The organism is Martinezella multihospitum (assembly GCF_900094585.1).
Taxonomy (GTDB): domain Bacteria; phylum Pseudomonadota; class Alphaproteobacteria; order Rhizobiales; family Rhizobiaceae; genus Rhizobium; species Rhizobium multihospitium.
This window is the reverse complement of record NZ_FMAG01000007.1, coordinates 141,737-162,194: the sequence shown is the minus strand read 5'-3', so window position 1 is coordinate 162,194 and position 20,458 is coordinate 141,737. Positions and strand designations below refer to the sequence as shown.

Below are 20,458 nucleotides of genomic sequence, written 5' to 3'. Positions count from 1 at the left end.
TCGTCTAAGCGGAATAAGCTGTCATCAAATCGTGACCTTCGTCGGGCATATAGCTCCTTAGGTGAGCAACGTTTGTCGCAACTCCGCCCAACGCCTCTTGGCGACACCGTCAGCGCCTGCTGTATTGGCCGATTTATTGCCCTCGCATTCATATTGCGTGCATCATCATTGCAACATGAAGTTCTTTTCTGGAGCTGGCAAGGATCCCCCGTCGTTGCCATGCACCGCTCAAGCCGGCACCCGCCGGCTTTTTTCTTTTCGCCAGCTTATAATCTGGAAAACGACCGCTACCAGTTGCCGTTGACGCCACAGCCGGCCGGCGGCAGCGTCTTGTGCTCGAAGCGTGCCTTCAGCATTTCGCAGCCCTTGTCGCGAATGGGTCCGGGCATCATGGAGTTGAGACCGATGCCGACTTCATCGAACGGATCGTCGGCATAGGCCACATAAGCATACCAGCGGCCGCCGATGACGATAATGATGGCAATCAGTGCAGCAACGAGCGCCCTTCCCAGGCTTCTCTTTCGTCTCGGTACGTCTTCCATGAACCCCTCTTTTACCCTCGGCTTGCGCTATAGAGCGCGATTCCACCGATAGGTAAATCAGCTTCTCCGTTTGGCAAGGGTGGGTGCTGTCCCGGCAAAGGGCCAATCAAAGGCTGCAATAACGCCGGCCTCCCTTTCGGTCCCTGAGGTCGAAATGGAAGTGGTTCCAGTGCTCCGGATTGCTACCAGGGCCAAGTACGGTGTCGAAATAGCGGCAGCTGTCGCTGCGTACCGCCTTGAGCAGCCGCCCTTCCCGGAAGGAGAACAAGCCCTTCCTCCGCACGTCGATCACATGGCCGTTCTTCAGGATGAAGGTGCCGACATCGATCGCGTTGCCATGCGCATGTTCCGACATCGGATTATAGCGTTGCCGGCTATTGTTCATCCGCCGGCAGGAATAGCCGCCGAGCGGTACGATTGTGCCGATGCCGGTCCAGTAGCGCGTGCGTGCGGCTGGGGCGAGTTCGTTCTTCACCCATTTGGCGAAGGCGAGCGTCACTTGGCAATTCAAGGTCACCGCCGGCCGGACCGCGATATTGCCAGAAAGGCCGCTGAGCGAGATCGGATAAGGAACCTGGCAGGAAGGGCCGTTCGAGATAGCCGGCTTGTCGGTGTAGACGACGCCCATGCGCCGCAGCTCCTGCCGGCAGGCAATTTCCGAAGGCGGCATCATGCCCGGCGTCGATTGCGGCGCTTCGAATTGCCGATCGAGGCGCGGTATGGGATTTTCGACGCGCGGCAGCATCGCGACCTGCGTCCCCGGCAGCTGCCTCGGTATCCGTGACTGTCTGATTTCCGACTGGGCGACCGGTTGCTGGAGGGTCGAGCGGTTGGTCTGCACCGGCGCATCCGTGCCGATGCCGTCTACGACGGGCTGGTCGGACTGACCTTCGGCGATGTTCTGCTGCTCTTCTTGCGCCAATCCGACCACCGAGGCGGATTGGGCCTCTTCGCTCGGCCCGACGCCAAGCTCGGCATCCATGTTGACGCCCTGGGAAGGAATATCCGACTGCTCGGCAAGACCGGCCTCGACATCCGTCGTGGTGACGGCCTCGCCGGTTCCGCTGGAACGAACAGGACCGCCGCCTTTGTAATTGCTCGATGCGGAAACGACCGGATCCTGTACCCCTTGATAGGCAAATTGCCGCTGCGGCACGCTGCGATGCGGCTTGATGGAGCCGACACGGGAGGAATTATCGATGCCAGAAGGCGGCACGAGACTATCTGCCGTGCAGGCGACCAGCGCCGACGACAATAGCAATGGCAGCGCGACCCGCCGTAGAATGGGTAAAATGGCCATACTCCTGATCCGCTGCCCCAGCCACGGTCGGTAACGATTACAAATCCTAAATGGGAAGGGTGAACGAAAGCTTACCGCAGGGGATCTCGCTGTTTCACACTGGCGCCATGTGACGATGGAATGGCCCGAAGCAACGCACGCGACCCACAGGAGTCCTCCATTGAAATGCCAGTATGGCTTTTCCATCGCGGCAGGATTGCATAGGCTGATTGTCGGAATCGACCGTGAACAGGAGCAGATAAATGAATGACAGCGTCAAACCGAGAGGCGAGCTGACATTGCGCACGCTTGCCATGCCCGCCGACGCCAATCCTGCCGGCGATATTTTCGGCGGCTGGGTCATGGCGCAGATGGACTTGGCAAGCGGCATCCGTGCCGCCGAACGGGCGCGCGGTCGCGTGGTCACGGCAGCGGTCAAGGAGATGGCCTTCGAACTGCCGGTCAAGATCGGTGATACGCTGAGCGTCTTCACCGATATCGAACGCGTCGGCCGCACCTCGATCACCCTAAGCGTCGAAGCCTGGGCGCACCGCGCACGCTACAATAGCCTGGAGAAGGTTACGGCGGCGACCTTCATCATGGTCGCGCTTGATGAAAACGGCTTGCCGAAGGCTGTACCAGAGGAGAGCTGACGCAATGGGGTCCGCACACGCACCGGAAGTCTACGTCTACATCAGGACGGTCATGAGCATGGTGATCGGCCTTTCGCTCGCCCAGCTTCTGACCCGGCTTGCCGGCTTCGTGCAGGCGCCCGGCAAAAACAAGATCTACCTCGTCCATATCGGCTGGGTCCTGTCGATGTTCCTGTTCATCATCCATTTCTGGTGGTGGGAGTATCGGCTGCAATCTGTCGCGCAGATCAATTTCGGCGTCTACCTCTTTCTCATCTGCTTCTGCTGCCTCTTCTATTTCCTTTGCGTATTGCTCAATCCGCCCTCGGTCGAGGATTACGGCGGCTTCGAGGAGTATTTCATCTCCCGCAGGCGCTGGTTCTTCGGCCTGCTTGCCGTGACCTATGCCGTCGATCTCATCGACACATTGCTGAAGGGTGAAGCCTATTTCCAGTCGCTCGGCTGGGAATATCCGACACGCAATATCGTCTACATCATTCTCTGCATCGTCGCCGCGATCACCGCCAATAGGCGCTTCCAGGCCGCGTTTGTAATCATAGGTCTGATCTATCAGATCACATGGATCTTCCGTCTCTACGACGTCCTTCCGGGATAAGCATTTCATTCCGTTTGGCAGTAAAACGGCTGCCATTTCGATGTTCTATGATCCTTGACCAAGACATCGCCATATTGTTCAGGTCGATTGCCTTTTGAGACGCAAGTTGGGGGACACAAGCCTTGAAGACAAAGAGCTACGCGCTGGGATTGGCCCTTGCTCTTTCGTTGCCGTGGCTTGCACAAGCCGAAGACCCCGCGCCGGGGCCTGCCAATACCACGATCGATCTGAAATATTGGGTGGAATTCGCAAAAGAGGGTAACCCGGCCGCCCAATACGGCCTCGGCTATCGCTACGCCAACGGTCAGGGCGTAGAGCAGGACGACGCACAGGCGGCCGACTGGTATCGGAAATCGGCCGAGCAAGGCAATGCCCAGGCGCAATATGCGCTGGCCTACATGTATGCCAGCGGTCGCGGCGTCGATGCCGATCTGAAACAGGCAAACGACTGGTATTTGCGGGCGGCGCAAAACGGCAATGCGGATGCTCAATATGCCATCGGCTATTCCTACGCCAATGGCAGGGGCATGGCTGCCGATAACGAAAATGCGGTCACCTGGTATCAGAAATCCGCCGCTCAGGGAGAGGCACAGGCACAATATGCACTCGGCTATATGTATGCCAATGGCCTCGGCGTACACCAGGACGGCGCCATCGCGCTCGGCTGGTATCGCAAGGCGGCCGACCAGGGCCGCGCCGATGCCCAATACGCGATCGGCACCATGTACGATCACGGCCAAGGCACGGAAGAAGACCAGGAACAGGCCATCGTCTGGTATAAAAAAGCCGGCGACCAGGGAAGTGCGCAAGGTCTGTATGCGGTCGGCTACGCCTATGCCAATGGCAAGGGTGTCGTACAGGATGATGCCGAGGCCTATTCCTGGTATATGAAGGCAGCCGAGAAAGGACGCGCCGAGGCGCAATATGCGGTCGGCTACAGTCTTGAGAACGGGGTCGGCGTGGCACAGGACTACCGTCAGGCGCTTCAATGGTTTCGTAAATCAGCAGATCAGGGACGCCCCGACGCGCAATATGCCATCGGCTATCTCTATGCCAACGGCCAGGGCGTGAATGTCGACGATGACAGCGCAGTGAGATGGTACCGCAAGGCCGCCGAGCAAGGTGACGCGCGAGGCGAATACGCCCTCGCCTTCATGTATGCTATCGGCCGTGGCGTCGCTGCGGATTATGGCAAGGCCTTTGACTGGTGTCGGAAAGCCGCCGGCCAGGGTCACGCGGACGCGCAATATGCCCTCGGCTACATGTACGAAAACGGTCAGGGGACAAAGGCTGACAAATCAATCGCCGCAAGCTGGTATCGCAAGGCGGCCGACCAGAACAATTCCCAAGGTCAATACGCCCTTGCCTATCTCTATTATCAGGGCGCCGGTGTGGCCAGGGACTATGCCCAGGCCGCGGACCTGTTTCGCAAAGCTGCCGGCCAGGGCGACGCCCGAGCGGAATATAGTCTTGGATATCTCTATTATAACGGCTATGGCGTACCGAAGGACTCCACGATTGCCGCCGACTGGTTCAACAAGGCAGTGGCGAAGGGATTGCCCGAAGCGCAGCATGGGCTCAGCTATATGGAAGCCAATGGCGACGGCCCGATCAAGGATCTCGGGCCGCTGGGACAAGGAGCCGCCGGAAAAAAGGACACCGACGACACGACAGGCTGGGTCCTTTTTCATTTGCTGATGGCGCTCGTACCCTAGTGGTCGCGAAGCGTTCGGCATCTTAATTCAACGGATTTCGACTGAGGGGTAAATCGTGAATTGGAAGAAGGGAGCAGCAGGTTTGCTCTTCGCGCTGGCGTCCATGGGAACGGCACAAGCCGATGTCGGACGAAACAGCTATGATCGCGGCGATATCAAATCGGGCTTGGATTACTGGCGCCCCCTGGCGAACAAGGGCAACGTCGCCGCACAGCTGAAACTCGGACAAATGTACGAGGACGGCAACGGCGTCGGAAAAAACCTCACCCTTGCCCTCAGCTGGTACAAGAAGGCCGCCGATCAGGGCAACGCCGAAGCGCAGTTCAATGTCGGCACCATGTACGACCAGGGCGAAGGCGTCACCGCCGACAAGAGCCAGGCCATTGCTTGGTACAAGAAGGCTGCGGCACAGGGATACCTCAATGCGCAGTATAATCTCGGTGTCGTCTACGACACGGGCCAAGGCGTAGCGCAGGACAAACCGCAAGCGTTTGCCTGGTACAGCAAAGCCGCCGAACAGGGCGATGCCGATGCACAGTTCAATGTCGGCACCATGTACGATCAGGGCGACGGCACGGACAAGAATAAGAGCAAGGCCGTCACCTGGTATCGCAAGGCGGCCGAGCAGGGAAAAGTCGAGGCGCAATACAATCTGGGCATCATGTATCGCGACGGCGAAGGCGTCGCCAAGGATGGCGCTGCAGCCTTCTCCTGGTTCAAGAAGGCCGCCGAACAGGGCGATGCGAGCGCACAATTCAATATCGGCGCCATGTACGCCGACGGCGACGGGATCGGGCAGGACGATGCCCAGGCAATCGCATGGTTCCTGAAAGCAGCGGCGCAGAATGATGTCGAGGCCGAATACAATCTCGGCGTCATGTTCCGCGATGGTGAGGGTGTCACCAAGAACGGTCCGAAGGCGATCTACTGGTTCGAGCGGGCAGCCGAACATCGCTATGCCGATGCCGCCTACAATCTCGCCATGATGTACCGTGACGGCGATGGCGTTGCTGCGGATGCAGCCAAGGCGGCAGAATGGTTCCGCAAGGCGAAGCACCTAGGTTATGACGGCAACGCGGACGAGCAACCTGAAGACCCCTCCGGCGGACAGACTATTCCGATATGATGCGCCGCACTGGCCGACCGGTATCATCGTGCCCAGCCGATCACTTGCCTTCACTCCCGGCGAATCGCGGCAAAACATGCTAATGCCCACAACTTGAAGTGCGTGATGCGACGTGGTGGGCGTCGCGACACGCGCTGAGCCGGGGGGAACCATGAGTTTTGCTGCTTCCGATCATCAAATGAGCTCTCTGCCGCCTCGCCATTTTTGGCGGCGGCTCGGTGCCTACGCGGTCGATATCGTCATTTTCCAGGTCGCTTTTACCCTGCTGTTTCTCGCGCTGTCGGCGGCAACGCCGTGGGACTTGACCTTGCCGCTTCTTCAGAAGCAACAATGTGAAGAAGCAACTTCGGCGCCTCTCGTTGCGAAAGTGGAGGCCGAATGGCCGCTGCAGCCAGGCGAAGTGAGGAGCAACCAGCTTTGCCGCATATCCTGGCTGGGCAGCAATGGATACACGGTCTTCCTCTCAATCGTCGCATCGCAGCAGGGATCGGCCACATTGAAGCGCGCCTTTTCCATACCCGTCGACGGCAACGGCAATCCGGTCGATCCAAATATCACCGTAAGGCCGACCTCGAGCGTCGTCCTGCTGTTCCTTCCCTTCGCCTTCGCCCTTTGCTCGATCGGCGGCAGACGGACGCCAGGCAAGCGATTGACCTCGCTGCGCGTGACAACGGCGGAAGGCGACACCCTGCCCTTCGGGCTCGCCGCCAAGCGGGAAATATTCAAGTTTCTGCCATTGATGCTGCTGGCAACCGTCAATCTGATCGGCCTGTTTCTGCTGCCCTCATATCTGCCACCGATCGATCAGCTGATTCAGCAGGCGCGCGATACCAACCTTCTCAATGCCATCGGCTTCTTCGCCTTGACGGGCGCATTGGCGCCGCTTCTGTTCGTATTCGCGCTCATCTGGTGGGTCTTCCCATTAATCGTATGGCGCGGGCAGACTTTCTACGACCGCTTCTGCGACACCATGGTCATCAAGGCCTAACCATCAAAATCAAGGGGATTGCCTTGGCGGACGAAGAAATGGAAGACTGTCGCCGCGCCAGGCCTGATTTGCTGCTTCTTCTTTTCAGAGGATAGATCGCCGTGAACCTGAAATATCTCATGCCCTCTTACTCGCTTTTACCGCCGCTTCGCATGGCTTTGCTGGCCTCGGCGGTCGTGTTACCGCTCTCTCCGCTTCCGATGGCAGCAACGCCGGCAGAAGCCGCGCCCGGCTCGTGCTGGTCGCTGCTGCAGAGCAAATTTGGCCCGCAGATCGAGAAGTCGGTGAACGAGGCCGATCCCTGCAAGAAACTGCCCGGCGTCGATCACAAGGACAAATTCGAGGTGAAGTCGCTCGATGTCTGCGACGGCCCGAACGGTGGCGTCCAGATCAACGCCCATGCCGAGATGGCCTGCAAATCGCACGGCGTACTGAAAACAACAATCAAGGGCGAGCTCGACGCCTCCATGACCGTCGATGTCGGCGCCTGCCACATCACCGACCTGCATCTCGGCATCAATGGCCCGATCGGCGAACTGATATCCTCGGTCGGTGGACTGCAGGAGCTTGCCCGCGGCTTCGCCCAGGCCAAGATCTCGGAAATTTGTGGGAAATGAACGAAAGGGCCGGCGATATCAGCCGGCCCTTGTGACATTGATAGCGAGTCTGTTCAGGCCCGCACGGCGCTATCCGCTTGGCCGGCATCCTTCCCGCCAAACCGAACACCCTTCTTCTCGAAGCCAAAGCCGGCGAAAACAGCAACGACCACGGCGACGATGCAGGCAACGATCAACAGTGCGAGCGCATAGTCGCCATTCCATTGCTTTGCCAACCCTGCCTGAATCGAGGCATTGCCCGAAGCCAGCAGATTGCCGAGCTGATAGGCAAATCCCGGGAACGTGCCGCGCACCTCATCCGGCGACAATTCGTTGAGATGCACGGGAACGATGCCCCACGCACCCTGCACGAACAACTGCATCAGGAAGGCGCCGATCGCGAGCATGACAGGCCCCTGGCCCCAGACCCAGAGCGGGGCGACGGGAATGGCCAGCAGTGCGGCGATGACGATGGTCCGCCGCCTGCCCCAACGCTGCGACAAAGAGCCGAAAGTCAGGCCGCCGACGATCGCGCCGATATTGTAGACGATGGCAATGGCGCCCACTGTATAAGAGTCATATTGGCGCTGGGTTTCCAGGAAGGTCGGATAGAGGTCCTGGGTGCCGTGACTGAAGAAATTGAACGCGGTCATCAAAAGCACCGCCCAGATGAACAGTGGAATGTTCTCACGCAGCACGGTGAGAAACGGCCGTTGCGGCTTGGCCTGCCGCTGCAGGAAAGCAGGTGATTCCTGCACGTTGCGTCTGATGTAGAGCACAAGCAGCGCCGGTAGTGCGCCGACGATGAACATACCGCGCCAGCCGATGACCGGAAACAGCAGGAAAAAGACGATCGAGGCGAGCAGATAGCCCGAGGGATAGCCTGCCTGCAGGATACCGGATACAAGGCCGCGCGAGTCCTCGGGTATGGTTTCCATCACGAGCGATGCGCCAACGCCCCATTCGCCGCCCATTGCAACGCCGAAAAGCGCACGCAGCACGAGGAACATCGTCAAGCCGGTCGAAAAGCCGGTCAGAAATTCGAAGACGGAGTAGAGCAGCACGTCGACCATCAGGGTCATGCGCCGGCCGAAACGATCCGCCGCAAGCCCGAAGATCAGGGCACCCAGCGGCCGCATGGCAAGCGTGAGGAAGATCGCCACGGCGACCGCCGGGACATCTGTGTGAAATTCTTCGGCTATGTGCTTGAGAACGAAAACCAAAATGAAGAAATCGAAAGCATCCAGCGTCCAGCCCAGATAGGCCGCGATCACGGTGTTTCGTTGCTGGGGGGACAAGGAACGTAAGCTATCCAATGCGGTCATCATGATCCTCCGACCGGATGGCGGCGGCGAGGCGGGCAATACCGGATGCCGTCGAAGCTGGGGGAACCCGGCACTGGCCGGGCATGTCGACGTTGCGGCTGGTTCCTCCTTTGGCGCCTGCGAGGATCGCGCTATGCGGACTTTGGATCAGCGATAACGCATCGGCCGCCCTTGGGTTGTAACATATTTGACATCTTCGGCGAATGGAAAAATCCGCCACTTTGTTTCCCTTTTGTACTCTTTGCCCCTTCACATCCGCGCGATCTGTCTCCATATTCGCCCCATGGCCAAATCACCGAAAAAATCCCCCGCCCCGACCGGTTTCGAAGAGGCGCCACAGGCACCGTTTGAAGGCGCGCCGCTCAGCGGCAGTGTCGCCGACTGGGTGAAACAGCTCGAAGCGGATGCGGAAGCATCTGCCGTCGAGACCCAGCGCGAGATCGCCTCCAAAGCAGGCAAGCACCGCAAAAAGGTAGAAATCGCCGCATCCAAGTCCGCACGCGGAACGTCGATCGGCGGGTCGAACGATCCGAAGACGCGCGCCGCTGCCGGTCTCAATCCAGTGGCCGGTCTGGATATAGCGCTCGAGGATGCCGACAAGATCGCGACAAGCGGCGTGACGGCAACGGTGGAAGCCCTGTCGAAGCTGATCGAGAGCGGCAACCCGCTGTTCAAGGACGGCAAGCTGTGGACGCCGCACCGCCCTGCCCGACCGGCGAAATCCGAAGGCGGTATCGAGATCCGCATGGCCTCGGAATACCAGCCCGCCGGCGACCAGCCGACAGCAATCCGCGACCTCGTTGAAGGATTGGAGAATGGCGACCGCAGCCAGGTGCTGCTCGGCGTCACTGGCTCCGGCAAGACCTTCACCATGGCCAAGGTGATCGAGGCGACGCAGCGTCCCGCCGTCATCCTTGCGCCGAACAAGACGCTGGCCGCGCAGCTCTATTCCGAATTCAAGAATTTCTTCCCAGACAATGCGGTCGAGTATTTCGTCTCTTACTACGATTATTATCAACCGGAAGCCTATGTGCCCCGCTCGGACACCTTCATCGAGAAGGAAAGCTCGATCAACGAGCAGATCGACCGCATGCGCCACTCGGCGACCCGTTCGCTGCTGGAGCGCGACGACTGCATCATCGTCGCTTCGGTCTCCTGCATCTACGGTATCGGCTCGGTCGAAACCTATACTGCGATGACCTTCCAGATGAATGTCGGCGACCGGCTGGACCAGCGCCAGCTGTTGGCCGACCTCGTGGCGCAGCAATACAAGCGCCGCGACATGGACTTCATCCGCGGCTCCTTCCGCGTGCGTGGCGACACGATCGAAATCTTCCCGGCCCACCTGGAGGATGCGGCCTGGCGCATCTCCATGTTCGGCGACGAGATCGACGCCATCACCGAATTCGATCCCCTCACCGGCCAGAAGACCGGCGATCTGAAATCGGTGAAGATCTACGCCAATTCGCACTATGTCACACCGCGCCCGACGCTGAACGGTGCCATCAAGGCGATCAAGGAAGAACTGAAAATCCGCCTCGCCGAGCTGGAAAAGGCCGGCCGCCTGCTCGAGGCGCAGCGCCTGGAACAGCGCACCCGCTATGACGTCGAGATGCTGGAAGCCACCGGCTCCTGCGCCGGCATCGAGAACTATTCGCGCTACCTCACGGGCCGCAATCCTGGCGAGCCGCCGCCGACGCTGTTCGAATATATCCCCGACAACGCCTTGCTGTTCATCGACGAAAGCCACGTTTCCGTCAGCCAGATCGGCGGCATGTACCGCGGCGACTTCCGCCGCAAGGCGACGCTTGCCGAATACGGCTTCCGCCTGCCCTCCTGCATGGACAACCGTCCGCTGCGCTTCGAGGAATGGGACGCCATGCGCCCGGACACGATCGCGGTTTCGGCTACGCCGGGCAGTTGGGAGATGGAACAATCCGGCGGCGTCTTCGCCGAACAGGTCATCCGCCCGACCGGTCTCATCGACCCGCCGGTCGAGGTGCGCTCGGCCCGCACGCAGGTCGACGACGTGCTCGGCGAAATCCGCGAAACCGCCGCTAAGGGTTATCGCACGCTCTGCACGGTGCTCACCAAGCGCATGGCCGAAGACCTAACGGAATATCTGCACGAACAGGGCGTGCGCGTGCGCTACATGCACTCCGACATCGATACGCTGGAGCGCATCGAGATCATCCGTGATCTTCGCCTCGGCGCTTTCGACGTGCTCGTCGGCATCAACCTGCTGCGCGAGGGTCTCGACATCCCGGAATGCGGCTTCGTCGCCATCCTCGATGCCGACAAGGAGGGCTTCCTGCGTTCGGAAACCTCGCTGATCCAGACCATCGGCCGCGCCGCGCGTAACGTCGACGGCAAGGTCATCCTCTATGCCGACAACATCACCGGCTCGATGCAGCGGGCAATGGACGAGACCAGCCGCCGCCGCGAGAAGCAAATGGCGTTCAACCTTGAGTACGGCATCACGCCGGAATCGGTCAAGGCGAAGATTTCCGATATCCTGGACAGCGTCTACGAGAAGGACCATGTGCGAGCCGATATCGGCGGCGCCTCCGGCAAGGGCTTTGCCGATGGCGGCCATCTCGTCGGCAACAACCTGCAGGCCCATCTCAACGCACTGGAAAAATCCATGCGCGATGCCGCAGCCGACCTGGATTTCGAAAAGGCCGCGAGGCTGCGCGACGAGATCAAGCGCCTCAAGGCCGTCGAACTCGCCGCCATGGACGATCCGCTGGCCCGCGAGGAAGCCCAGAGCATGGAGCGCCGCGCCGCCGCGACAGGCAAGCGCGCTCCTCCTGCACCGGACACCTCCCGCTCCTATTTCGCCAAGCCGAGCCTCGACGAAATGGGTCCGGGCAGCGACGCCGGCACGCCGCTCTTCCGCAAGAACACGCTGGACGAAATGACCGTCGGCCGCACCGAAAAGCCTGTCACGGGCAAGGTGCCGGACAAGCCGATCACCCGGGCAAAGCCGGGCGTCGGCTCCTATGAGGACGCGGTGGACGAGAAGCAGCGCAAGGGACGGACGAAGGGCAAAACCGGGCGACCCGGGCGATAAGGCGACCGCGATTGTCGGATATCTGCCGCCCGGCGCTGCCGATTTTATGAAGGCTGGGGCCTGCAAGCATTGAGCAATGCCTTGCTGGCGAGGCGGCAGCCGCTACATACCATCGTATGAGGAGGCCCACGGGGGAGACGGAAGGCGCTTGAGCGCATACCGGGCCGGTGGGAAGCGATAGCAACCTGGGGAGAAAGACTGATGTCCGAGCCTTTGATCGTCCGTCGCGAGACCCATGTCTCGGCGCCGCCTGCAGCCATATTCGCATTGCTGACCGATCCCGAGAAGATCCTGCGCTGGATGGGGACGGAAGCTCAGACCGAGCTGCAACCCGGCGGCATCTATCTCGTCAACGTCACCGGGGCTCGTGTCGCGCGCGGCTCCTTCCGCGAGGTCGTGCCGGTTCATCGGCTCGCCTATAGCTTCGGCTGGGAAGGCAGCGAGGAGGTACCTCCCGGATCGAGCCTGGTGGAAATCGACCTGGTAGAGCAGCCGGACGGGACACTGGTGCGCCTCACCCACACCGGCCTGCCGACCGTTGAACAATGTGAAGCGCACGCAAAGGGTTGGGCGCATTATCTCGACCGCATGGCCACAGTGGCAGCCGGACGCGATCCCGGCCCCGATGCCATGCGCGGTCACGACGGCAGGAGCTGATAACGTTTTAAGGGCCGCGTCATCGGGCTCTATGCTCTGAAGGATGCGTCTGTCACTCATGACGACAGCCGCTCCGTCTTCAGCATTGTGGCGAGCGGCGCAATGCCAGCAAGGTTGCACTGGCACGGATGACAGGCTGCAACCATCATGGCATGATCGCGGCATGGATTTGCCCGCCCCCCTTGCCTGGCTGGTTGACGAAGCCGGCACCTCGCCCAGCCCCGAACGCTTCCTGGCCGATCTGGGCGGACATCTGTCGGCTGCCGGCCTCCCGCTTGCCGGCTGTGCTCTGACGCTTGCCGCACCGCATCCGATCATCACGCAACATAGCTGGCTCTGGCGTGCCGAAACCGGCGCAGTAACCGAAGCTCTCGGCTTCGCCGGCACGGCGCTCGGACAGGCCGGCCGCGATTGGCTGGGCGATCTCGGCCCGATATGCGAGGAAGCGATCGGGATTGCGCCCGGCAATTCCGTCCTTGCCTGGGCCGGCACCCGGCCCTTCACCTCCTTCGAAGCGGAGACCCTGCACGAGATCGCCCGCTTTGCCGCAGCCCCCTTGGCGGGATTGGCCGCTCGCGCCACTCTATCGACCCTGCTCGAAGCCTATCTCGGCCGCAGAAGTGCGGCGCGTGTGCAAGCAGGCGCGCTCAGCCGCAATAGTGGCGAGACCATCCGCGCAGCCTTGCTCTGCGCCGATCTGCGGGATTTCACCGCCCTTTCCGAAGCGACGGAACCGACCGCTATGATCGCAGCGCTCGATGCCTGGTTCGACCGCGTCGCCGGCGCCGTGCACGCCTTCGGCGGCGAGGTGCTGAAATTCATGGGCGATGGCGTGCTGGCGATCTTCCCGGTGAGCGGGACCTCGAAGGAGGCCTGCGAAGCGGCCTTGCGCGCCGCCACCGCCATCCGCGCCGGCATGGCACATCTCGACGCGACGCGCGCAAGCCAGGGCCTGCCACCGCTCCCCTTCGGCGCCGCGCTGCATTTCGGCGACATGTTCTGGGGCAATATCGGCGCCGCCGACCGGTTGGACTTCACGGCCATCGGCCCCGCGGTCAATCTCGTCAGCCGGCTGGAGGGCCTGTGCAAGCCGCTCGGACACAATATCCTCGTTTCGGGGTCGGTCGCAGCCGAGACAACGATGCCGCTGCTGGCCTTGGGGAGTCATGAGCTCCGGGGGATTGCGGAGCCTTGTGCGGTGTTTATACCGAGCTAGAGCTGATATCCCAACGCTTATGCAGGAAGAGACGCTCTCAATGTCGCAATGGTAGCGACTTTGCAAAAGCAGTAACGACTGTCTCTCCTACGAAAGCAATTTGAACTCCGTTTCAAGAATAGGAAGCACCCTCATTATATGACCTAAAAATAATAGATTCGCCGGGCAATCGAAGCGATTCGTCTTTCAAACTATTGATTTCTCTTTCATTACCGCTGCCGACTAAAACACCTCTTGCCTTTTTCCACAAACCCTGTCACCCATATGCATGCTCGGGCATTTGCATGCCGGTGACTGGACTGATTTGGTGATCCGCTTGCGGCAGGCAGCGGTTGGGTCTTCTGACCCGCGCAGACGTTCTTTCCCCGTACGTGACTTCTCGACTGGCTTTCGCATGGCGCGGAGGCAAAGCCGTCCGGGTTTCCCCGGATTAATTAAGACTGATGGGTAAAGGACTATCCCCCATGGCCACCAAGGGCACCGTAAAATTCTTCAACCAGGACAAGGGTTTTGGTTTCATCACTCCTGACGGCGGCGCAAAGGACGTTTTCGTCCATATCTCCGCTCTTCAGGCTTCCGGCATCCAGTCGCTGCGCGAAGGCCAGCAGGTCACCTTCGACACCGAGCCGGATCGTATGGGCAAGGGCCCGAAGGCCGTCAACATCCAGGCTGCCTAAGCCTCTGGTGACTGCCTGATCAAGGTTTCGAACGGCGCGGTGAAAACCGCGCCGTTTTTCGTTTTTGAGGATGGCATCCTCGTCCTGAAGCAAGCTTGACTATACCCCCTATCGCAAGTCCGTTGCCTGCCCCGGAACATCCTAACATTCCGTCATCCTCGGGCTTGACCCGAGCATCCAGGCACGAGCTTCACCGCCTCCTCTGGCGAAAAGGGATACGCTCGCAAGGCGAAACCAGCACTCTCGTCGATTTAAACGCACCAATGTGCTTGGGCGTGGATGCTCGGGTCAAGCCCGAGGATGACGGGTGTGAGGTGGGAGCGAAAGCTACCCTCGAAGGACGAAAGCAGTGGGGATCAGTATCCCCTCAAGCGCTCACCCGTTCGCGCTCACCGGCAAAATCCACCGCAGCAAAGGCGGCTGCAATCACGTCCGGCCCCGCCCCCGGCTTGTTGGCGTCAGTGGAAAGGATCTGGCGATAGCGGCGCGAGCCCGGCAAGCCGGTGAAGAGGCCGACCATGTGGCGCGCGACATGCTGCAGGCGGCCGCCATTTTCGATATGGCGCTCCACATAATCCATCATCCGGTCGCGCAGTCCGTTCCAGTCAGCCTCGACAGCCGGTTCGCCAAAGAAGCGATGGTCGACGTCGGCGAGAATGGCGGCATTCTGATAGGCGGCGCGGCCGAGCATGACGCCATCGACGTGGGCAAGATGCGCCTCAGCCTGATCCAGCGTCTGGATGCCGCCATTGATGCCGATGAATACATCGGGCCAACGGCTCTTCATGCGGTAGACGATATCGTAGTCCAGCGGCGGGATCTCACGGTTTTCCTTCGGCGACAGGCCCTTTAGCCAGGCCTTGCGGGCATGGATCCAGATCGCATCGGCGCCGGCGTCGAGCACGCGCGTCATCAGCTCGGGCAGCGCCTCTTCGGGTTCCTGCTCATCGACGCCGATGCGGCATTTCACCGTGACGGGCGCCTTCGAGATCGCCTTCATCGCCGCAATGCAGGATGCGACCGTCTCCGGCGTCAGCATCAGGCAGGCGCCGAAGGTGCCGGACTGCACGCGATCGGACGGACAGCCGACATTGAGATTGATCTCGTCATAATGATACGCTTCAGCAATCCGCACCGCCTCGGCAAGCTTGACGGGATCGGAGCCGCCGAGCTGCAGCGCGACGGGATGTTCAGCGATATCATGCCCCAGCAACCGGTCACGCGGCCCATGAATGATCGCATCCACCACCACCATCTCGGTATAGAGCAATGCATGCCGGCTGATCTGCCGGTGCAAATATCTGCAATGGCGATCCGTCCAGTCGATCATGGGGGCAACCGCAAAGATCTTGCGGCCAGTTTTCAGTGCATCGCTATACATGGGAAACCTTTCTAATCCGCGCTCTACACCAAATCCCTCAAAAACGCCAGTTTTCGCGGCTGTAACAATAATGCTAGCTTGCTCGACGGAGTCGGACGGCAGCAGCCCTCTGAAAAAGATGAGAGTTTCGAAAGCGCATATGAACGCCCCACTAACGACAGTCATTCCACCACCTGCCCCTGTCCTTCTGCCGATCGAAGGTGAGACCGAGTTTTTCCCCGTGCGCCGCGTCTATTGCGTCGGCCGCAACTATGCCGACCACGCCATCGAGATGGGGCATGACCCCACCCGCGAACCGCCTTTCTTCTTCCAGAAGAACCCGGACAATCTGCTTGTCTCGAGCGATTTCCCCTATCCCGCGCTGTCGTCCGACGTACATCACGAGGTGGAGCTTGTGGTGGCGCTGCGCAGCGGCGGCGTAAACATCCCGGTCGAACAGGCATTGGATTGCGTCTACGGCTATGGCGTCGGCATCGATTTCACCCGCCGCGACCTGCAGGGCGAAGCCAAGAAGCTCGGCCGCCCCTGGGAAATCGGCAAGGCCTTCGACCACTCGGCTCCCGTTTCCGCATTGGCTCCGGCCACCCGCGTCGGCCATCCCGACAAGGGCGGCATCTGGCTGATGCGCAATGGCGAGGCGGCCCAGAGGGGCGATCTCTCCCAGATGATCTGGAAGGTGCCGGAAATCATCACCGAACTCTCCAAGCTCTTCACGCTCGCGCCGGGCGATATCATCATGACCGGCACGCCGGCCGGCGTCGGCCCCGTTGCCCGCGGCGACCGGATCAGCTGCGCCGTCGATGGCGTCGCAAACCTGGTACTGAACGTCGTCTGATCGAGGAGGATCGACCATGCCGCTTTACGCCCTTGGTGGCTTCACGCCGAAGACGCCCGGTCCGGAAATGTACTGGATCGCGCCCGATGCGAGCGTGATCGGCAAGGTCGAGCTTGGCGAGGATGTCGGCATCTGGTTCGGCGCGGTGCTGCGCGGCGACAACGAGCCGATCATCGTAGGTAAGGGCACCAACATCCAGGAAGGCACGATGGTCCACACCGACCCGGCCTACCCGACGACGATCGGCGAAGGCTGCACCATCGGCCATCATGCCATCATCCACGGCTGCACCATCGGCAACAATTCGCTGATCGGCATGGGCGCAACCGTGCTGAATGGCGCAAAGATCGGTAATAATTGCCTCGTCGGCGCCAATGCCCTCGTCACAGAAGGCAAGGAATTTCCGGACGGCTCCCTGATCGTCGGCGCACCGGCAAGGGTCATCCGCACGCTGGACCAAGCCGCGATCGAAGGCCTGCGCCGCTCGGCCAGCAACTATGTTGCGAACTGGCAGCGCTTCGCGCGTGATCTTAAAAGATTAGATTAGAGTTTTATTATAAATAATTGATGGAGCACGGAATAGATTGTGGCCCGTGGCTCAAGCCGCGCAATTGGCGCAATGACCGCGAATTTCGATAGTCGACTTCTCCGCCTTGAACTTCTGCGACTTCAGCCAGTCCATCAGCCGGTGATCCACCTCATGATCGTGGAACTCGATCACTTGGCCGCAGCTTTCGCAGATGGCGAAGGCGACGAGTCCGTGGCTATGGCAATCCTCATTGGGATGCGCACAGGCGACGAAGGAGTTGATGCTCTCAAGCCGATGCACGACGCCATATTCCAGCAGCTTGTCGAGCGCCCGGTAGACCTGCAGCGGCGCGCGAAAACCCTGGTCGCGCAGCTTGTCCAGGATGGTATAGGCGCTGAGCGGCGCTTCTGCCTTGGTCAGGACATCGAAAACGAGGGACTGGTTCTTGGTGAGCATCGGAGTGGTCATGATGACTGTCCTCTCTGTTGCGCCGCTGGCGTGCCGCTCCTGCGAACGAGGGGCAGCAAACTGATGATGAATAGAACGAGCGCCGCAACCACGATCGACGGGCCGGACGGCGTGTCGTAGCGCAGCGACCCGAACAACCCGCCGACAACGGCGATGGCACCGAGCAACGAAGCGAAGATCGCCATCGTTTCCGGAGTGGCGGCAAAGCGGCGCGCGGTGGCAGCGGGAATGATCAGCAGTGCGGTGATGAGCAAAATACCGACGATCTTCATGGCGATCGCGATCACCACGGCCATCAGAAGCATGAAAAGCAGCCGCGCGCGCTCCGGCCGCAGACCTTCAGCCTCGGCAAGCTCGGGATTGACTGTCGAGGCCAAAAGCGGCCGCCAGAGCCAGGCGATCGCCGCCAGCACCAGGATGCCGCCGCCCCAGATCACGGCGATGTCTGACTGGCTGACGGCCAGAATGTCGCCGAAGAGGAAGGCAATGAGATCGATGCGCACCCAGCTCATGAAGGCGACGATGACAAGACCGATCGCCAGCGTCGCATGCGAGAGAATGCCGAGCAGCGCATCCGCCGAGAGCGCCTGCCGCCGCTGCAGGAAAAGCAGCAGGATCGAGACGAGCGCCGCAACCGCAAAGACGGAGAGCGTCAAATTGAGCTGGAACAGCAGCGACAGCGCCACGCCGAGCAGCGCCGAATGCGAGATCGTGTCGCCGAAATAGGCCATGCGCCGCCAGATGATGAAGCAGCCGAGCGGCCCGGTCGTCAGCGCCAGCCCGACACCGGCAACGACGGCGCGCAGGAAGAAATCATCAAACATGGCGCTCTCCCTCGGCATGGTCATGGCCGTGATGATGATCATCGTGGTCATGATGGTGATGGCCATCATCGGCATGGCAATGGTCCGTAATCGAACCGTCCGCATGCTGCACACGACCATCAGGCAGATGCGTATGGTCGTGATGATGGCTGTAGATCGCCAGGGATTGTGCCGCCCGCGTACCGAACAGCTTCACATATTCCGGGCTCTGGCTGACTGTCTGCGGCGTGCCGCGGCAGCAGACATGGCCATTCAGGCACACGACTGTATCCGTTGCGGCCATGACGACATGCAGGTCGTGCGAAATCAGCAGGATGCCGCAACCCTCTGTATTGCGGATCGACTTGATGAGATCGTAAAGCGCGATCTCGCCGTTGAAATCGACCCCCTGCACCGGCTCGTCCAGCACGAGAAGATCGGGCTTGCGGGCTATGGCGCGCGCCAGCAACGCCCGCTGGAATTCACCGCCGGAAAGATGCTGCACTTCGGCCTTGGCGAGATGGGCAATACCAACCGATTCCAGCGCCGACATCAGCTCGCGCTCGGGCAGTGGCCCCGTCAGGGTCATCAAGCGCTGAACGCTGAGCGGCAAGGTCCAGTCGATGGCAAGCTTTTGCGGCACGTAGCCGACCTTCAGATCGGCAATTCGATCGACACGCCCTTCATCCGGTTTCAGCACGCCGATCGCCGTCTTGGCGCTGGTGGATTTACCGGAACCGTTAGGCCCGATCAGAGTGACGATCTCGCCGCGACTGACGGAAAAATCGACACCACGCACCAGCCAGCGGCCGCCGCGACGGACGCCGACATCATGGAGCAACACAAGCGGCCGGCTCTTGCTGTCGATGGAAGAAAGCATGAAATTTCCAATTGCACTATTGCGCCATGCTATCGCACACGTTATAGCATAACGCAATTGATGTAATAACATAACAGACCCATTCAAGGGCATTTCTGGCATGAACGCAGCAAAAACTCTTCTTCCCATAGCGGCCTCCCTTCTCCTTTCCGGCCTGCTCGTCAGCACGACCGCAACCGCAGCCGATGCGCCGAAAGTCGTCGTTTCCATCAAGCCGATCCACTCGTTAGTCGCAGCCATCATGCAAGGCGTCGGCACGCCGGATCTGATCGTCGACGGTGCCGCGTCGCCGCATACCTATGCGTTCAAGCCTTCGAATGCGCGCAGCCTTCAGGAGGCGAAAGTGGTCTTCTGGGTCGGACCGGGTATGGAGGCCTTCCTGCAGAAACCACTCGCCGCACTCGGTTCCAATGCCACGGTCGTCGAGCTTGACGACGCACCCGGCATCACCAAGCTCAAGTTCCGCGAAGGCGGTGCTTTCGAAGCACATGACGATGGCGACGAACATGAGGCCAGCGACGATCATGCCCGTGGGCATGATCATGGCGAGTTCGACACTCACCTCTGGCTCGATCCGCACAATGCCAAGGCGATGGTCTCCGAGATCACCACTTCCCTGGTCGCGGCCGACCCCGCCAACGCCCTGACCTATCAGGCGAACCAGAAGGCTCTGAACGACAAGCTCGATGCGCTGGATACGGAAATCGCCTCGACGCTCGCCCCGGTGAAGGACAAGCCCTTCATCGTTTTCCACGATGCCTATCAGTATTTCGAGCATCGCTACGGCGTGCGTGTCTCCGGCTCCATCACGGTCAGCCCGGAAACCATCCCGGGCGCGCAGCGTGTCGCCGAGATCCATAGCAAGGTCGCCGATCTCGGTGCGACCTGCGTCTTTGCCGAACCGCAGTTTGAACCCAAGCTGGTCAATGTGGTGCTGGAAGGCACGGCCGCGAAATCGGGCGTCCTCGACCCCGAAGCGGCGACTTTGCCGAAGGGGCCGGATCTCTATTTCGACCTGATGCGCGGCATCGCAAGTTCCCTGAAAAACTGCCTTTCAGCGCAAGGCTGAACATCGCCAAAGGAAGCGAGCACATTGCTCGCTTTTTCCATCGCAACAGAT

20 protein-coding genes are annotated in these 20,458 nt (G+C 60.5%); 13 read left to right on the top strand and 7 right to left on the bottom strand.

What is annotated here, in order from left to right:
• Positions 1–287 precede the first annotated feature (287 nt).
• The gene (locus GA0061103_RS25745; protein WP_092716195.1) at positions 288–542 is read right to left on the bottom strand and encodes a hypothetical protein; all 255 of its coding nucleotides are present in this window, start codon (positions 540–542) and stop codon (positions 288–290) included.
• A gap of 106 nt (positions 543–648) precedes the next feature.
• On the bottom strand, positions 649–1,842 hold the full coding sequence (locus tag GA0061103_RS25740; protein WP_092716193.1) for an extensin-like domain-containing protein: 1,194 nt from the start codon (positions 1,840–1,842) through the stop codon (positions 649–651).
• 242 nt (positions 1,843–2,084) lie between these two features.
• Between GA0061103_RS25740 and GA0061103_RS25735 the strand changes: the two genes are divergently transcribed.
• The 6 genes from GA0061103_RS25735 to GA0061103_RS25710 all read left to right on the top strand — a co-directional run bounded on the left by GA0061103_RS25735 (position 2,085) and on the right by GA0061103_RS25710 (position 7,515).
• On the top strand, positions 2,085–2,474 hold the full coding sequence (locus tag GA0061103_RS25735) for an acyl-CoA thioesterase (protein ID WP_092716191.1): 390 nt from the start codon (positions 2,085–2,087) through the stop codon (positions 2,472–2,474).
• 4 nt (positions 2,475–2,478) lie between these two features.
• A complete protein-coding gene (locus tag GA0061103_RS25730) occupies positions 2,479–3,069 on the top strand; it encodes a hypothetical protein (RefSeq protein ID WP_092716189.1) in 591 nt (196 codons plus the stop codon).
• A gap of 122 nt (positions 3,070–3,191) precedes the next feature.
• Positions 3,192–4,784 (top strand): SEL1-like repeat protein, encoded by a 1,593-nt coding sequence (locus GA0061103_RS25725; RefSeq protein ID WP_092716188.1) that lies wholly within the window; start codon positions 3,192–3,194, stop codon positions 4,782–4,784.
• 55 nt (positions 4,785–4,839) lie between these two features.
• Positions 4,840–5,910: a tetratricopeptide repeat protein gene (locus GA0061103_RS25720; protein WP_092716186.1), complete on the top strand. Its 1,071-nt coding sequence runs from the start codon at positions 4,840–4,842 to the stop codon at positions 5,908–5,910.
• Positions 5,911–6,088: 178 nt separating this feature from the next.
• Positions 6,089–6,898, top strand: coding sequence for an RDD family protein (locus tag GA0061103_RS25715; protein WP_167376649.1), 810 nt, complete (start codon positions 6,089–6,091; stop codon positions 6,896–6,898).
• Between the two features lie 101 nt (positions 6,899–6,999).
• Positions 7,000–7,515 (top strand): hypothetical protein, encoded by a 516-nt coding sequence (locus GA0061103_RS25710; protein WP_092716182.1) that lies wholly within the window; start codon positions 7,000–7,002, stop codon positions 7,513–7,515.
• Between the two features lie 53 nt (positions 7,516–7,568).
• On the opposite strand, the gene GA0061103_RS25705 is transcribed toward GA0061103_RS25710, so the two are convergent.
• Positions 7,569–8,819 carry an MFS transporter gene (locus GA0061103_RS25705; protein ID WP_092716180.1) on the bottom strand — a complete coding sequence of 417 codons (1,251 nt, stop codon included), beginning with the start codon at positions 8,817–8,819 and terminating at the stop codon, positions 7,569–7,571.
• 283 nt (positions 8,820–9,102) lie between these two features.
• On the opposite strand from GA0061103_RS25705, the gene uvrB reads away from it, so the two are divergent.
• From uvrB to GA0061103_RS25685, 4 genes are all read left to right on the top strand, one after another.
• The gene (uvrB, locus tag GA0061103_RS25700) at positions 9,103–11,892 is read left to right on the top strand and encodes an excinuclease ABC subunit UvrB (RefSeq protein WP_092716178.1); all 2,790 of its coding nucleotides are present in this window, start codon (positions 9,103–9,105) and stop codon (positions 11,890–11,892) included.
• 201 nt (positions 11,893–12,093) lie between these two features.
• Positions 12,094–12,549 carry an SRPBCC family protein gene (locus tag GA0061103_RS25695; protein ID WP_092716176.1) on the top strand — a complete coding sequence of 152 codons (456 nt, stop codon included), beginning with the start codon at positions 12,094–12,096 and terminating at the stop codon, positions 12,547–12,549.
• A 163-nt stretch (positions 12,550–12,712) separates the two neighbouring features.
• Positions 12,713–13,765: an adenylate/guanylate cyclase domain-containing protein gene (locus GA0061103_RS25690; RefSeq protein ID WP_092716174.1), complete on the top strand. Its 1,053-nt coding sequence runs from the start codon at positions 12,713–12,715 to the stop codon at positions 13,763–13,765.
• 464 nt (positions 13,766–14,229) lie between these two features.
• On the top strand, positions 14,230–14,442 hold the full coding sequence (locus GA0061103_RS25685; protein ID WP_069613123.1) for a cold-shock protein: 213 nt from the start codon (positions 14,230–14,232) through the stop codon (positions 14,440–14,442).
• Positions 14,443–14,809: 367 nt separating this feature from the next.
• Here GA0061103_RS25685 and dusA read toward each other — a convergent pair whose 3' ends face one another.
• Positions 14,810–15,823 (bottom strand): tRNA dihydrouridine(20/20a) synthase DusA, encoded by a 1,014-nt coding sequence (dusA, locus tag GA0061103_RS25680; RefSeq protein ID WP_092716172.1) that lies wholly within the window; start codon positions 15,821–15,823, stop codon positions 14,810–14,812.
• A gap of 139 nt (positions 15,824–15,962) precedes the next feature.
• Between dusA and GA0061103_RS25675 the strand changes: the two genes are divergently transcribed.
• Together GA0061103_RS25675 and GA0061103_RS25670 are read left to right on the top strand one after the other, a co-directional pair.
• Positions 15,963–16,658 carry a fumarylacetoacetate hydrolase family protein gene (locus GA0061103_RS25675; RefSeq protein WP_092716170.1) on the top strand — a complete coding sequence of 232 codons (696 nt, stop codon included), beginning with the start codon at positions 15,963–15,965 and terminating at the stop codon, positions 16,656–16,658.
• A gap of 16 nt (positions 16,659–16,674) precedes the next feature.
• On the top strand, positions 16,675–17,205 hold the full coding sequence (locus GA0061103_RS25670) for a gamma carbonic anhydrase family protein (protein ID WP_092716168.1): 531 nt from the start codon (positions 16,675–16,677) through the stop codon (positions 17,203–17,205).
• 51 nt (positions 17,206–17,256) lie between these two features.
• Here GA0061103_RS25670 and GA0061103_RS25665 read toward each other — a convergent pair whose 3' ends face one another.
• The 3 genes from GA0061103_RS25665 to GA0061103_RS25655 are packed head-to-tail and all read right to left on the bottom strand — an operon-like array spanning position 17,257 to position 19,338.
• The gene (locus GA0061103_RS25665) at positions 17,257–17,655 is read right to left on the bottom strand and encodes a Fur family transcriptional regulator (protein ID WP_037149480.1); all 399 of its coding nucleotides are present in this window, start codon (positions 17,653–17,655) and stop codon (positions 17,257–17,259) included.
• On the bottom strand, positions 17,652–18,479 hold the full coding sequence (gene znuB / locus GA0061103_RS25660; RefSeq protein ID WP_092716166.1) for a zinc ABC transporter permease subunit ZnuB: 828 nt from the start codon (positions 18,477–18,479) through the stop codon (positions 17,652–17,654). The genes GA0061103_RS25665 and znuB overlap by 4 nt, the downstream gene beginning before the upstream one ends.
• Positions 18,472–19,338 carry an ATP-binding cassette domain-containing protein gene (locus GA0061103_RS25655; protein WP_167376648.1) on the bottom strand — a complete coding sequence of 289 codons (867 nt, stop codon included), beginning with the start codon at positions 19,336–19,338 and terminating at the stop codon, positions 18,472–18,474. The genes znuB and GA0061103_RS25655 overlap by 8 nt, the downstream gene beginning before the upstream one ends.
• A 100-nt stretch (positions 19,339–19,438) precedes the next feature.
• Between GA0061103_RS25655 and znuA the strand changes: the two genes are divergently transcribed.
• Entirely contained in the window at positions 19,439–20,407 is a 969-nt protein-coding gene (znuA, locus tag GA0061103_RS25650) for a zinc ABC transporter substrate-binding protein ZnuA (protein WP_092716162.1), read from the top strand.
• Positions 20,408–20,458 lie beyond the last annotated feature (51 nt).

Bases quoted from the DNA above. Each gene is read 5' to 3' on its own strand.
- znuB (WP_092716166.1), bottom strand. From the start codon at position 18,479: ATGTTTGATGATTTCTTCCTGCGCGCCGTCGTTGCCGGTGTCGGGCTG.
- GA0061103_RS25705 (WP_092716180.1), bottom strand. From the start codon at position 8,819: ATGACCGCATTGGATAGCTTACGTTCCTTGTCCCCCCAGCAACGAAAC.
- uvrB (WP_092716178.1), top strand. From the start codon at position 9,103: ATGGCCAAATCACCGAAAAAATCCCCCGCCCCGACCGGTTTCGAAGAG.
- znuA (WP_092716162.1), top strand. From the start codon at position 19,439: ATGAACGCAGCAAAAACTCTTCTTCCCATAGCGGCCTCCCTTCTCCTT.
- GA0061103_RS25685 (WP_069613123.1), top strand. From the start codon at position 14,230: ATGGCCACCAAGGGCACCGTAAAATTCTTCAACCAGGACAAGGGTTTT.
- GA0061103_RS25665 (WP_037149480.1), bottom strand. From the start codon at position 17,655: ATGACCACTCCGATGCTCACCAAGAACCAGTCCCTCGTTTTCGATGTC.
- GA0061103_RS25655 (WP_167376648.1), bottom strand. From the start codon at position 19,338: ATGCTTTCTTCCATCGACAGCAAGAGCCGGCCGCTTGTGTTGCTCCAT.
- GA0061103_RS25695 (WP_092716176.1), top strand. From the start codon at position 12,094: ATGTCCGAGCCTTTGATCGTCCGTCGCGAGACCCATGTCTCGGCGCCG.
- dusA (WP_092716172.1), bottom strand. From the start codon at position 15,823: ATGTATAGCGATGCACTGAAAACTGGCCGCAAGATCTTTGCGGTTGCC.
- GA0061103_RS25740 (WP_092716193.1), bottom strand. From the start codon at position 1,842: ATGGCCATTTTACCCATTCTACGGCGGGTCGCGCTGCCATTGCTATTG.
- GA0061103_RS25715 (WP_167376649.1), top strand. From the start codon at position 6,089: ATGAGCTCTCTGCCGCCTCGCCATTTTTGGCGGCGGCTCGGTGCCTAC.
- GA0061103_RS25670 (WP_092716168.1), top strand. From the start codon at position 16,675: ATGCCGCTTTACGCCCTTGGTGGCTTCACGCCGAAGACGCCCGGTCCG.
- GA0061103_RS25745 (WP_092716195.1), bottom strand. From the start codon at position 542: ATGGAAGACGTACCGAGACGAAAGAGAAGCCTGGGAAGGGCGCTCGTT.
- GA0061103_RS25730 (WP_092716189.1), top strand. From the start codon at position 2,479: ATGGGGTCCGCACACGCACCGGAAGTCTACGTCTACATCAGGACGGTC.
- GA0061103_RS25690 (WP_092716174.1), top strand. From the start codon at position 12,713: ATGGATTTGCCCGCCCCCCTTGCCTGGCTGGTTGACGAAGCCGGCACC.
- GA0061103_RS25735 (WP_092716191.1), top strand. From the start codon at position 2,085: ATGAATGACAGCGTCAAACCGAGAGGCGAGCTGACATTGCGCACGCTT.
- GA0061103_RS25675 (WP_092716170.1), top strand. From the start codon at position 15,963: ATGAACGCCCCACTAACGACAGTCATTCCACCACCTGCCCCTGTCCTT.